This is a genomic window from Massilia sp. Root418 (assembly GCF_001425265.1).
Taxonomy (GTDB): domain Bacteria; phylum Pseudomonadota; class Gammaproteobacteria; order Burkholderiales; family Burkholderiaceae_D; genus Rugamonas.
Genome location: NZ_LMEC01000022.1, coordinates 489,866 through 503,225 on the forward strand (window position 1 = coordinate 489,866; position 13,360 = coordinate 503,225).

Genomic DNA, 13,360 nt, shown 5'->3' on the forward strand with positions numbered 1-13,360 from the left:
TTCAAGCCTGTTTGGCGGTGGGTTGGGCCGGAAGGCCGGCTGCGCCGGCGGCGGCCGGCTGCTGCAAGGCGTCCTGCACGATCTGGCCGGTCACCAGCAGTGCGCCCATCAGGTAATAGGGAACGTCGAAGTACAGCAGGCTGAGGAAGGCGCCGCCGACCCCGAAGCCTATCATGCTGACCTGTATCATGGCCGCCAGCTGGCTGGCCCACTTCAGGTCGGCGCGCTTGGCGGTCTGCTTGATGATCCAGCCGGCGCGGCGCCAGCAGATGATGATCAGCGCCAGGTACAGCCCCAGGCCGATGAAGCCGTGCTCGCCCAGGCACTGGAAGTAAATGCTGTGGGCGGCGTGCACGTCGTTAGGCACCGGCGCGTAACGTCCGAACACATAGGCGTCGTAGATTTCAAAGCCGCCGCCGGTGAAGGGACGGTCCAGCGCCAGGTTGGTGGCCATTTGCCAGGCGTTGATGCGGCCCATGGCCGAGCCGTCCTCCTGGTAGTTGTCGATGGTGTCCATGCGCTCTGTCCACTGGGCCGGCATGAACATGATCAGCAGCGGCAGCATAAGCGCCAGGCCGATGCCCAGCGCCGCCTTTTTCGGGCTTTTCAGCCACATGAAGCCGCACATGCCGACCAGGGCCAGCAGCGCCCCGCGCGAATAGGAGCCCAGCGAGGCCAGGGCGCACAGGCCGATGGCGCCCAGCAGGCCGTATTTCAGCCATTTCCTGACGGAAATCAGATGCAGGTAGTACAGGATGGGGATAATCACCACGAAGGCCAGCGCCACCTCGTTATTGCCGTAGATAAAGCTGCCCTCGGGCCCCCAGACCCGGAAGCTGCCGCCGGTCACGACGGTAAACACGCCGCCCTTGACGCCGTAGTAGGCCAGCGAGCCGGCCAGGGTCCACAGCATCAGGTGCAATTGCTCCTTGTTGCGTATCAGCATCATGACTACCAGGTTCATCAGCATGATCTTCAGCACACGCTGCAGCATCACGCTGGACTCGCCGGGGTGGATGGCGAAGATGGTGCTGATGCACATCCACAGGGTAAACATGATCAGCACCGGCACCGCGGGCGAGGCGGGCGGGCGTTTCGGACCGGGCGCCACCAGCAGGGCCAGCATGGTGGTGCCGGCGATGATGGCGGCGAACGGGAAGTCGTAGGCGAAGCCCCAGCTCAGGCGGTGCGGGTTCATGACGCTGATCCAGATCCACATCAGCGCCCCGATGTAGGGTTTCTTGAAAGTGTAGGGCAGCGAGGCGAACACAATCAGCGTGATGACGATATCTCTCATGCAGCATCCAGTAGGGGTGGCATTATCAAGCAAATACTGTTGTAATACTGCAATTGCTTGTTTCCATTTATATATCGCCGTAGTATAACCCGGCCCCGGCTATTTTAATCCGTCTGGGAAAGCTTTTTGCCACAGATCGGTGCCGGTTTGTTGCAGACCCGGCGATAGACAGCGCGGGGGGCCGCGCGTACCATGCTGCATTGTGTCACATTGCTAATTCAAATAACTTGCCGAGAATCATGAGCGACCTGATCCACGAATTCATTTTCGCCAGCGCGGCGCGCACGCCGGCTGCCGAAGCCCTGGTGTACGGCCAGCGCCGGCTCGACTACGCGGCGCTGGCGCGGGCCGTGCGCGGCGCCGCCGACGCACTGCTGGCGGCCGGCCTGGGACGGGGCGAGCGGGTCGCCGTCTACATGGAAAAGAACGTCGAGAACGTGGCCGCCATGTTCGGCGCGGCTGCCGCCGGCGGCGTGTTCGTGCCGGTCAATCCGCTGCTCAAGCCCGAGCAGGTGGCCTACATCATGGCCGACTGCAATGTGCGCATCCTGGTGACCTCGGCCGACCGCCTGCGCCTGATCGCGCCCAGCCTGGCCCTGTGCCCGGACCTGCGCATGGTGTTTGCCGTCAACCCCAACGGGCAGGAACTGCCCGCGGTGGCCGGCGTGTCCGTGCTGGGCTGGGACAGCGCCACCGCGGCGCCGCCGGGCACCGCGCCGCACCGCGCGATCGACACCGACATGGCCGCCATCCTGTACACCTCGGGCAGCACCGGCAAGCCGAAAGGTGTTGTTTTGTCGCACCGCAACATGGTGGCCGGCGCCGTCAGCGTCTCGACTTACCTGGAAAACACGGCCGCCGACCGCCTGCTGGCCGTGCTGCCGCTGTCCTTCGACTACGGCCTGAGCCAGCTGAGCACCGCCTTCCGCGTGGGCGCCACGGCCGTGCTGATCAACCACCTGCTGCCGCGCGACATCCTCAAGGCCGTGCTGGCCGAGCGCATCACCGGCCTGGCGGCGGTGCCGCCGCTGTGGATACAGATCGCCGGCCTGGACTGGCCGGCCGACTGCACCCTGCGCTACCTCACCAATTCCGGCGGCGCCATGCAGCGCCCCACCCTGGAGGCGCTGAGGAAGGCCTTGCCGAACGCCCGGCCCTTCCTGATGTATGGCCTGACCGAGGCGTTCCGCTCCACCTATCTGCCGCCGGACCAGGTGGACCTGCGCCCCGATTCCATGGGCAAGGCCATCCCCAACGCCGAAGTGATGGTGCTGCGTCCCGACGGCACGGAGTGCGATCCGCACGAACCGGGCGAGCTGGTGCACCGCGGCGCGCTGGTGTCGCTGGGCTACTGGAACGACCCGGTCAAGACCGCGGAACGCTTCAAGCCCTTCAGGGCCGAGTCCGGCATCGTGCTGGGCGAGATGGCCGTGTGGTCGGGCGACACCGTGCGCAAGGACGAGGAAGGCTATCTCTACTTCATCAGCCGCAATGACGAAATGATCAAGACCTCCGGCTACCGGGTCAGCCCGAGCGAAGTGGAGGAAGTCATTTATGCGCGCGAGCAGGTGGCCGAGGCGGCCGCGCTGGGCGTGTCGCACCCGGCGCTGGGCCAGGCCATCGTGCTGGTGGCGCTGTGCAAGCCGGGCATGGAATTGACGGCCGCCGAACTGCTGGCCGCCTGCAAGCCCCACCTGCCGGCCTATATGCTGCCGCAGAAGATCATCATGGCCGAGGCCAGCCTGCCGCGCAACCCGAACGGCAAGATAGACCGCAAGCTGCTCAGCCTGCAATACGAACACTGTTTTACGGAGAACACTCAATGAGCGCAGTGCGCCCGCAGCATGCGCCCCTGGTGCAATTTCCCATCGTCGACGACTGCCTGCAGATCGGCGGCATGCCCCTGACCCGGCTGGCCGCGCGCGTCGGCCAGACCCCGTTCTACGCCTACGACCGCGCCGCCATGACGGCCCGCGTGGCCGAGCTGCGGCGCCACCTGCCGCCGGAAATCGAGCTGCACTACGCCATGAAGGCCAATCCCATGCCGGCCGTGGTGCAGCACATGGCGGGCCTGGTGGACGGCATCGACGTCGCTTCCGGCGGCGAGCTGCGGGTGGCGCTGGACACCACCATGAACCCGCTCAACATCAGCTTCGCCGGCCCCGGCAAGAGCGACGCCGACCTGGCCTGCGCGGTGGCCGCCGGCATCGTGCTGAACATGGAGTCGGCCGGCGAGATGGAGCGCATTGCCGCCATCGGCGAACGGCTGGGCGTGCGTCCGCAAGTGGCGGTGCGCGTGAATCCGGACTTCGAGCTGAAATCGTCCGGCATGAAGATGGGCGGCGGCCCCAAGCAGTTCGGCGTGGATGCCGAACAGGTGCCGGCCCTGCTGGCGCGCCTGGGCCAGCTGGCGCTGGATTTCCACGGTTTCCACATCTTCAGCGGCTCGCAAAACCTGAAGGCCGAAGCGATCCAGGAAGCGCACGAGAAAACCTTCGCGCTGGCGCTGCGCCTGGCCGGGCACGCGCCGCGCCCGCTGCGCATGCTCAACATCGGCGGCGGCTTCGGCATTCCGTATTTCCCTGGCGAAGGCCGGCTGGACCTGGCGGCGGTGGGCGAGAACCTCAAGCGCCTGCTGCCCGACGTCAAGCGCGCGCTGCCGGAGGCGCACATCGTCATCGAGCTGGGTCGCTACCTGGTGGGCGAGGCGGGGGTCTATGTCAGCAAGGTGATCGAGCGCAAGATTTCGCGCGGCCAGGTCTACCTGGTCACGGACGGCGGCCTGCACCACCACCTGTCGGCCTCGGGCAACTTCGGCCAGGTGATCCGCAAGAATTATCCCGTCGTCATCGGCAACAAGGTGCGCGGCGGCGCGCGCGAGACGGCCTCGGTGGTGGGGCCGCTGTGCACGCCGCTGGACTTGCTGGCCGACCAGATGGAGCTGGCCGAGGCCGGCCCGGGCGACCTGGCCGTGGTGTTCCAGTCGGGCGCCTACGGCCTGACAGCCAGCCCGGGCGCTTTCCTCAGCCACCCCGGCGCAGTGGAAGTACTGGTGGGCAGTGATGCAGTAGCGAATAACGTTGGAGACAGGGTATGAGCGGTGTGTGCGGTTGGATGGGCCATGGCCACGGTGCGGCGGAAAACCGTGCCCTGATCGAGGCGATGGCGGCGCCGCTGGCGCGCTTCGACGGCAGCGCCGTGTACGCGCTGGCGGGCAATGCCAGCGCGCTGGCGGTGGCGGCGGGCGTCGATTGCGCCCACAGCCTGCAGCGCGACGGCGTGTCGATCGCGCTGTGGGGTGACGTGCAGCTGCGCGACGCCGCGCGCCGCGAGCAGGCCGTGGCCGAAGGCATGGGCGCGGCCCTGCTGGCGCTGTGGAAGCAGGGCGCCGAGGCGCTGTGCAACGGCCTGGTAGGCGCCTTCGCGCTGGCCGTGCTGGACGAGCGCGCCGGCGAGGCGCTGCTGGCCATCGACCGCATGGGCACGCATCCGCTGGCCTGGCAGCTGGCCGGCGAGACGCTGGTGTTCGGCTCCTCGGCCGACAGCCTGGTGCGCCATCCGCAGACGCCCGCCAAGCTCGACCCGCAAGGCTTGTACAACTATGTGTACTTCCACATGGTGCCGGCGCCGGGCACGGTATACCAGGGCCAGCAGCGGCTGCTGCCGGGCACTTACCTGCGCTACCGCCAGGGCCGGGTTGAAACCCAGACCTACTGGCGGGTGCAGTTCCAGGAAAACGGCAACCGCCCGTTCAGCGAGCTCAAGGACGAGTTCCGCGACGTGCTGCGCAGCAGCGTGCGCGACGCCTGCGGCACCCAGCCGGTGGGCGCCTTCCTGTCCGGCGGCACCGACAGCTCCACCCTGGCCGGCATCCTGTGCGAAGTGGGCGGCAAGCCGGCCAAGACCTATTCCATTGGCTTCGAGGCCCAGGGATACGATGAAATGGAATACGCGCGCATCGCCTCGCGCCATTTCGGCACCGAGCACCATGAATACTATGTGACTCCGGCCGACGTGGCCGACGCCATCCCGCAGATGGCGCAGGTGTTCGACCAGCCCTTCGGCAACGCCTCGGCGGTGCCGGCCTTCTACTGCGCCAGGATGGCGCGCGCCGACGGCGTGGCGCGCATGTTCGGCGGCGACGGCGGCGACGAGCTGTTCGGCGGCAACGAGCGCTATTCCAAGCAGCACGTGTTCGCGCTGTACGAGCGCGTGCCCTCGCTGCTGCGCAAGGCGCTGCTGGAGCCGGCGGTGTTCAACTTCCCGGGCGGCGAGCACGTCAAGCTGCTGCGCAAGGCGCGCAGCTATATCGAGCAAGCCTCGGTGCCGATGCCGGCGCGCCTGGAAACCTACAACCTGCTGGGGCGCTACGGTCCCACCCAGGTGTTTACCGATGAGTTCCTGGCTGGCGCCGACATCGGCCAGCCGCTGGCCGGGCTGAGCGCCACCTACAGCCTGAGCGACGCACCCAGCCTGATCAACCGCATGCTGGCGCTGGACTTGAAGGTCACGCTGGCCGACAACGATCTGCCCAAGGTGATGAAGGCTTGCGAGCTGGCCGGCATGGAAGTGGCGTTCCCCTTCCTGAGCGAGCAGATGGTGGCCTTCTCGGCCGGCCTGACGCCGCAGCAGAAGCTGAACGGCACCCAGCTGCGCTACTTCTTCAAGGAAGCGCTGCGCGACTTCCTGCCCAACGAGATCATCACCAAGCAGAAGCACGGCTTCGGCTTGCCCTTCGGCGTCTGGCTGCAGCAGACGCCGCAGCTGCAGGCGCTGGCGGCCGACAGCTTGAGCGACCTGAAGCGGCGCGGCATCGTGCGCGCCGACTTCATCGGCAAGCTGATGGACCAGCACCTGGCCGAGCACGCCGGCTACCACGGCACCATGGTGTGGGTACTGATGATGCTGGAGCAGTGGTTCCGCCAGCGCGCGCACTGACCGTGGAGAACGCATGAGCAAGCCCGTCGCAGTCGTCATTCCCTATCGCCTCGGCGCTGCAGCAGGACGGCGGCGTGGCGCTCGACATCATCGTGGTGGACGGTGCCTCACCGGTGCTGCGCGGGCAGTGGCGGGTGGACCCCAAATCCTTCCTGTACGCGCTGCCGCTGGCAGTGGGAATTTTGCTCAAACGCTAGCGGTTGCGGCGTCCAATTAGTATATTATCGGAAACAAAGTTGGCCGGTCCCCGGCCTCATTTACCTCATTAGAAAGTTTTTTCCATGGCTGGCATTAAACGGAATCGCCTGGTGGGCGCGGCGCTGGCAAGCGCCTTGTTATTGTCTGTGCTGAGCGGCTGCAAGAAAGAAGAATCGGCGGCCACCCTGGTGGCCCAGGCCAAGCAGTTCCAGCAGAAGGGCGACACCAGTGCCGCCATGATCCAGTTGAAGAACGCGCTGGCGGCCAGTCCGGAAGACGGCGAGGCGCGCTACCTGCTGGCCAAGCTGTCGCTGGAAGGCGGCGATGCGCTGGCGGCCGACAAGGAAATCCGCAAGGCCATCAGCCTCAAGTATCCGGAAGCGCAGACCATGCCGGTGCTGGCGCGCGTGCTGCTGACGCAGGGCAAGTTCCAGGCCGCGCTGGATGAAACCGAGGCCGCCGCCAAGCAGGGCGGCGCCGAGCTGCTGTGCGTGCGCGCCGATGCCATGCTGGCGCTGGGCAAGCGCGACGAGGCCAAGGCGGTGTACGAATCGGTGGCGCAAAGCCAGCCCAACTTCGCGCCCGCCCTGGTGGGCCTGGGCCGCGTAGCGTTCCTGCAGCGCGACCCGGCAGCGGCCACCGCGTTCGCCGACAAGGCGCTCGCCGCCGCACCCAAGGATGCCGACGCGCTGCTGTTCAAGGCCGACCTGCTGCGCGCGCAGAACAAGCCCGAGCAGGCGCTGGAAGCGTACTCGCAAGTGCTGGTGGCCCACCCGGCGCACCGCTCGGCGCACATCGAGAAGGCCTACCTGGAGATTGCCGCCGGCAAGTACGAGCTGGCGCAGGCCGACCTGGTGGCAGCCAAGAAGACCACCCCCAACAGCATGATGGTGACCTACACCCAGGCCTTGCTGGACTTCACGCAGGGCAAGAACGCAGCGGCGCTGGAATCGCTGCAGAAAGTGCTGCGCGTGGCGCCCGAACACATGCCCAGCATCCTGCTGGCCGGCGCGGTCAACCTGAACCTGGGTTCCATGCAGCAGGCCGAACAGCATCTGCGCAAATACCTGGAGAAGAACCCGGAGAACCTGTACGCACGCAAGATGCTGGCCACCACCCTGCTGCGCGGCGGCCAGACGCCGGACGCGCTGGCGGTGCTGGCGCCCGCGCTCAAGGGCGCCGAGGCGCCCGACGTGCAGCTGCTGGCGCTGGCCGGCGAATCGTATATGCAGGCGCGCGACTTCAACAAGGCCACCGAATACTTCGAGAAGGCCACCGCGCTGGAGCCGAAAGCGGCGGCGCTGCGCACCTCGCTGGGCTTGAGCAAGCTGGGCAAGGGCGACAAGTCGCAAGGCATCAGCGACCTGGAAGCGGCCACCGCGCTTGACAGCAAATCGCTGCCGTCCGGCATCGCCCTGATCCGCGCTGAAATCGGCCTGCGCAATTTCGACAAGGCACTGGCCGCGGCCGCGCAGCTGGCCAAGACCCAGCCGGCCAACCCGGAAGTGGCGCAGCTGACCGGCGTGGCCCTGCTGGGCAAGTCCGACGCCGCCGGCGCCCGCGCCGCCTTCGAGAAAGCGCTGACGCTGCAGGCCGGCTTCTTCCCGGCCGTGGCTGCGCTGGTGCAGCTGGACATGTACGAGAAAAAGCCGGAAGCGGCCAAGCAGCGCCTGCTGGCGCTGGTGGAAAAGGACAAGAAGAACCTGGACGCGCTGACCGCGCTGGCCGGCCTGGCCGCCGTGCAGGGCCAGCAGGATGAAGTGACCAGCTGGCTGGAAAAAGCCAGCGCCGAGAACCCGGACGCCTTGCAGCCGGCCATCCGCTTGGCGGTGCAGTACCTGCGCACCGGCAAGGCGCAGCAGGCGCTGAACCTGGCGCGCAAGCTGCAGCCGGCCTATCCGTCCAATAGCGACCTGGTGGAACTGGTGGCGCAAAGCCAGCTGGCCACCAAGGATATCAACGGCGCGCTGGAATCGTACAGTAAGCTGGCCGGCCTGCTGCCGAAGTCGCCTCAGGTGCATCTGCGCCTGGCCGAGGTGCACCTGCAGCTCAAGAACGAGGCCGCCGCCGCGGACGACCTGAAGAAGGCGCTGGCGCTGCAGCCCGAGCTGATCCAGGCCAACACCATGCAGGCCGGCATGCTGGTGCGCCAGAAGAAATTCGACGCCGCGCTGGCGATTGCGCGCCTGGTGCAGAAACAGCATGAGAAATTGCCGGCCGGCTTTGCGCTGGAAGGCGACATCCTGAGCTCGCAGGGCAAGTCGGCGCTGGCGCTGCCGCTGTACGAGAAGGCGCTGGCGCTGGGCAAGGCGCCCGGCTTCGCCATCAAGCTGGCCGACGCCTACCGCCACAACGGCAAGGCTAAGGAAGCCGACCAGGTGATCGCGCGCTGGCGCAAGGAGAACCCGAACGAGCCGGCCATGGCCATGTACGAGGCGGAAACCAGCCTGATGGCCAAGCAGTACCCGCTTGCAGTCGAGCAATTCGAGGCTATCCTGAAGGGCAACCCGAAAAACGCGGTGGCGCTCAACAACCTGGCCCAGGCCTATGCCCAGCTCAAGGACAAGCGCGCGCTCGCCACGGCGGAGCAGGCCGACAAGCTGGTGCCGGGCCACCCGGCCATCCTCGATACGCTGGGCTGGATACTGGTGGAGCAGGGCGACGTGCAGCGCGGCTTGCCGCTGCTGCAAAAGGCCGTGGCGGGTGCCGCCGGCAACGGCGAGATCCGCTACCACTACGCCGCCGCGCTGAACAAATCCGGCGACAAGGCCGGGGCGCGCAAGGAACTGGAACAGCTGTTGGCGGGCGGTAATGCTTTCCCCCAGGCGGACGAAGCCCGTGCCCTGCTGAAGCAGCTCTGAGGCCCACCTGACCGGCCGCCAAGCCGCATGGACAGCGGCTTGGTGCGCTCGCGCACGGTTGAATTTGCGTGTGCGTGCTAGCCGGAAATAGGTTATCTTTGCGCCTGAGCTTTGGCTTGCAAGTCGTGAGCCAGTGCTCGGCGCCCGACTACTGATGTGCAGACAAGGAACGCACTATGCTGCTCGAGCGATTATTCGGCAAGCGCGACATTCTGATCCCCTATTTTGACTTCGCCAGCGTGATGAAGGGCGTGACGGAGTCAGCCGTGCTGGCTGAGATTTATCGTTTGCGCTACGAAGTGTACTGCCTGGAATGCCACTACCTGGACGCGGCCGAGTTTGATGAAGGCAAGGAAACGGACGAGTACGACGATTGCTCCATCCATTTCGCCGCCTACACGCTGGACCAGGCCATAGTGGGCACGGTGCGGCTGGTGCAGCCCAAGGAGGGGCAGATCTATCCCTTCGAGTCGCACTGCACCGTGTTCGAGGATTTCACCATGCCGCCGCGCGAGCTGGCTGGCGAGGTGTCGCGCCTGGTGGTCAGGAAGACCCACCGCCGGCGCCGCGGCGACACGCTGGAAGGCGTGTCGAAAGAGTTTATCGAGCAAAAGGGCGGACCGGCCGCGATCAAGCCGCCCAGCGGCAAGGAGCAGCGCACCAACAGTCCGCTACTGCTGCTGGGGCTGTACCGCGAGATGTACCGGTACAGCCGCAAGAACGGCATTCGCTATTGGTATGCCGCCATGGAGCGCTCACTGGCGCGCTCGCTGGACAAGATGGGGTTCCGCTTCGTCCCCATCGGGCCGCAGGTCGACTATTACGGGCCGGTAACGCCCCATATGGTGAACCTGGATGAGCTGAATGAACGATTGAAGCAGGAAAACCGGTTTCTGGCTGCATGGTTCAATGATGAACCTATCCCGTTCTGGACGGTGGTGAAAACCATGATAGGCACATACATGATCGGGCGCGCCAGGAAGAAATGAACCCGTAGGAGAATTCGCTGTATGGCGCATGTATTTGCAACACCCCGCTACCGCAGCGTCCTTTCCCGTCAGGAATACCAGGCCCATTTTGAAACGGTTGACCACGCCAACCGCAACATCTTCCGGTCCTTTCGCGGCGACCAGCACGGCAAGGTGCCGCACGACATCTTCAAGCTGCGCTACGACGTCTATTGCATCGAATGCGCGTTTTTGCCGCAGGCCGAGCAGGCCGGCGGCATGGAACTCGACGAGTACGAGACCAATGCGGTGCACATCGCCGCCTATTCCATGGATGAAAAGCTGATCGGCACGGTGCGCCTGGTGCAGCCGGACGCCGCCCAGCCCTATCCTTTCGAACGGCATTGCTCCGTGTTTGACCACTTCGTGCCGCCGCCGCGCCACCTGGCTTGCGAAATTTCGCGCCTGGTGGTGCGCAAGGAGCACCGCCGCCGCCGGGCCGACAGCCTGGACGGCGTGCCCGGCCTGCCGCCCCTGGTGCCGGCAGCCGAGCGCCGGCACGGCGAGCGCCGCCGTGATTCCCCCATGCTGTTGTTCGGCATGTATCGCGAAATGTACCGCCACAGCCGCAACGTCGGCATCCGCTACTGGTACGCCGCCATGGAGCGCGCGCTGGCGCAGTCGCTGCAGCGCATGGGCTTTGGCTTCCAGCCCATCGGCCCGCCGGCCGACTACTACGGCGCGGTAGTGCCCTACGTGCTGGACCTGCACATGATGGAAGCCAAGCTGGCAGCCGACAATCCCAAGCTGTCGGCCTGGATGCGCGAGCGGCCGCAGGCGCTGCTGCCGCGCCTGGCGTGGCAACGCAACCCGGCGCGCAAGCATCCGCGCACCGTGCGCCCGCGCTTCTGAGCGGGCAGGCGCTGCCGGCGGGCTGCGCCTGGCCTTATTCGGCGCTGATCCTGATCTTCTTTGTCACGTGGTTGCGGAAGCTGTGCACCACGATGTTGGGCGCGCTTTCCACCGGCAGTCCGGCCAGCATGTCGTGCATCATGGTCACGGCCAGCGCCGCCACCGAGAAGGTGCCGACTGCAATCTGCGAGGCCGGGCAGGGGCGGCCGTCGTCCATGATGGTCAGCGCGCGCGCCACTTCGCGCACCACCTGCTCGTCCAGGTGGGCGCCGATGCGCGCCATCACGCGGCCGAACACGGCCGTGTAGTTCAGGTTGCCCTCTGCGGCGGCCGCCTCCACGTCGCGCTGCAGGATGGCCGGCAGCGATTCTGCCGCGCCGGCCGGGAAATACAGTACCGCCGCGCCGAAGCCCACGTTGATGGCAGTAAAGATAGGCTTGCCTTGCATGGTCGCCGCCATGTGCAGCGCCAGCACGGCCTCCAGGTCGACGAAGTCGATGGTGTCGAACACGATGTCGGCCTGGCCCACCAGCTCGGCCGCGTTGTCCTTGTCCAGCATCTTGCAGTGGATGTCCACCCGGGCTTGCGGGTTGATGCGCAGGATGTGCTTTTTCAGCGCTTCCACCTTGGGCTGGCCGACGTCGTCCTGGTCGTAGAACTGGCGGTTCAGGTTGTGGGAATCGATGGTGTCGCCGTCGATCAGCACGAAATGCTGGAAGCCGCTGCGCGCTGCGCAGATGGCCACCGGGCTGCCCAGGCCGCAGCCGGCGAACAGCAGGCGCGTTTCGCTGATTTTGGCCTGGGTGGCCTTGTCTATATAGCCCTCGTTGCGGGTGACGAAGCGGTCATAGTCGAATTCATTAGCCATGGCGGAAAACCTCAGGTGGTGTAGTGAAAAAGCAGGCCCAAGCGCGGCGGCTCGCCCGTTACAGATTGACAATGCCATAGTAGCGCAAGCGCACTGGTCTGCACAGCGCCCGGTCTGTCGGTTTTTTTTACATCGGCGTCCCCGCGCGCGCCGCGATTTCACAACTTGGCGCGCCGCCAACCCCGAATTTCCTCAATAAGCCGGGCATTGCCGCCGTGGCGGAGGCCGAAATGTCCAACAGGAAATATTGCGGAGCCGGCGTGTCGGATTTCTTTACAGCGTCGAGTCAAATTGACAATTGTTCGCGTGGGCAAAGTACGCGCCGCGCCTCTGTTCCCTAGGCGCTGGCCCATTTCCGGCATGGCTGGCACGCTGATTGCTTTATACCCCGTGTGACGCTACCGACAGCGCCCTTCCCTATCAATGGAGAACAGAATGAATCTCAAAAAATTATCCGCACTGGCAGCTGGCGTGGCTCTGGCGTTCGGCATGGCCGCTCCCGCCCAGGCAGTTGAACTGGTTGCCGGCGACATCAAGTTCACCTTCAACGCCTACGACAACGGCACCATCGGCTACGAAGCGGCCAATCCTGCGCAGTTCGGCTTGCTGTGCAACAGCGTGGCCACTTGCGACACCCGCGCCAGCTCCGGCGGTTCGCCGGCAGTGAACGCGTACGGCGCGGATACCTGGGGTATTTTCTCGATCGCCACCATCACCCGCGTGTCGAACGGCGCCAACATCTACACCTCGGGCCAGGGCGGCAAATACCTGACCGGTGTCTTCGGCGGCATCCAGGACTACAACGTCACCCGTTCCGACCTGACGGTCATCAATCCGGACCTGGGCATCATCCAGCAAGTGCTGGGTGTGGGCGGCTGGCTGAAGATGTTCTCGAATAACAGCAACTACGACCCGACCCTGGGCACCGCGGGCCGTACCGGCGAATTCGCCTACAACGGCATCACCGGCGGCGCGCTGGAACTGGACGCGGTATTCACCACCGGCGCAGTCGCCGGCAGTGCCGCCACCTACAAGAACACCTTCAACGAAGCCGGCATCGACGGCGGCAGCGCAGGTTACCTGGACGTGGTGGGCGGCGCGATGTACTCGCTGCTGAACACCAACGCCATGGTCGACCTGAACGGCGACAAGCACGACCTGAAGCTGAGCTCGACCTTCGACGCGTTCCTGAGCACGCCGCAAGTGGCTGACTGGACCGTTATCGCCTCCGGCCAGGTGCTGGCCAACGCCCTGCCGGAACCTGGTTCGCTGGCCATCTTCGGCCTGGGCCTGGCTGGCCTGGCAGCACTGCGCCGCCGCAAACAGCAGTAATCCGCAC

10 protein-coding genes are annotated in these 13,360 nt (G+C 65.8%); 8 read left to right on the forward strand and 2 right to left on the reverse strand.

All coding sequences use genetic code 11. From position 1 onward, the window contains the following. Position 1 precedes the first annotated feature (1 nt). Positions 2-1,297, reverse strand: a complete 1,296-nt coding sequence (locus tag ASC94_RS22740; RefSeq protein WP_056401011.1) for a putative O-glycosylation ligase, exosortase A system-associated — start codon at positions 1,295-1,297, stop codon at positions 2-4. A 239-nt stretch (positions 1,298-1,536) separates the two neighbouring features. Between ASC94_RS22740 and ASC94_RS22745 the strand changes: the two genes are divergently transcribed. The 7 genes from ASC94_RS22745 to ASC94_RS22770 all read left to right on the forward strand — a co-directional run bounded on the left by ASC94_RS22745 (position 1,537) and on the right by ASC94_RS22770 (position 11,153). Beyond that, positions 1,537-3,123 (forward strand): acyl-CoA ligase (AMP-forming), exosortase A system-associated, encoded by a 1,587-nt coding sequence (locus tag ASC94_RS22745; protein WP_056401014.1) that lies wholly within the window; start codon positions 1,537-1,539, stop codon positions 3,121-3,123. Continuing rightward, positions 3,120-4,394 (forward strand): pyridoxal-dependent decarboxylase, exosortase A system-associated, encoded by a 1,275-nt coding sequence (locus ASC94_RS22750; protein WP_056401017.1) that lies wholly within the window; start codon positions 3,120-3,122, stop codon positions 4,392-4,394. Before ASC94_RS22745 ends, ASC94_RS22750 begins: the two co-directional genes overlap by 4 nt. Further along, positions 4,391-6,235, forward strand: coding sequence for an asparagine synthetase B (locus ASC94_RS22755; protein WP_056401023.1), 1,845 nt, complete (start codon positions 4,391-4,393; stop codon positions 6,233-6,235). The genes ASC94_RS22750 and ASC94_RS22755 overlap by 4 nt, the downstream gene beginning before the upstream one ends. Positions 6,236-6,309: 74 nt before the next feature. After that, entirely contained in the window at positions 6,310-6,432 is a 123-nt protein-coding gene (locus tag ASC94_RS34070) for a hypothetical protein (protein WP_267875132.1), read from the forward strand. A gap of 84 nt (positions 6,433-6,516) precedes the next feature. After that, positions 6,517-9,294 carry an XrtA/PEP-CTERM system TPR-repeat protein PrsT gene (prsT, locus tag ASC94_RS22760; protein WP_056401026.1) on the forward strand — a complete coding sequence of 926 codons (2,778 nt, stop codon included), beginning with the start codon at positions 6,517-6,519 and terminating at the stop codon, positions 9,292-9,294. A 176-nt stretch (positions 9,295-9,470) separates the two neighbouring features. Continuing rightward, a complete protein-coding gene (locus tag ASC94_RS22765; RefSeq protein WP_056401029.1) occupies positions 9,471-10,283 on the forward strand; it encodes a PEP-CTERM/exosortase system-associated acyltransferase in 813 nt (270 codons plus the stop codon). A gap of 21 nt (positions 10,284-10,304) precedes the next feature. Then, positions 10,305-11,153: a PEP-CTERM/exosortase system-associated acyltransferase gene (locus tag ASC94_RS22770; protein WP_056401032.1), complete on the forward strand. Its 849-nt coding sequence runs from the start codon at positions 10,305-10,307 to the stop codon at positions 11,151-11,153. A gap of 34 nt (positions 11,154-11,187) precedes the next feature. Here the strand turns inward: ASC94_RS22770 and ASC94_RS22775 are convergent, their stop codons facing one another. Beyond that, entirely contained in the window at positions 11,188-12,021 is an 834-nt protein-coding gene (locus ASC94_RS22775) for a ThiF family adenylyltransferase (RefSeq protein ID WP_056401035.1), read from the reverse strand. A gap of 435 nt (positions 12,022-12,456) precedes the next feature. Between ASC94_RS22775 and ASC94_RS33850 the strand changes: the two genes are divergently transcribed. Beyond that, on the forward strand, positions 12,457-13,353 hold the full coding sequence (locus tag ASC94_RS33850; RefSeq protein ID WP_056401038.1) for a PEP-CTERM sorting domain-containing protein: 897 nt from the start codon (positions 12,457-12,459) through the stop codon (positions 13,351-13,353). Positions 13,354-13,360 lie beyond the last annotated feature (7 nt).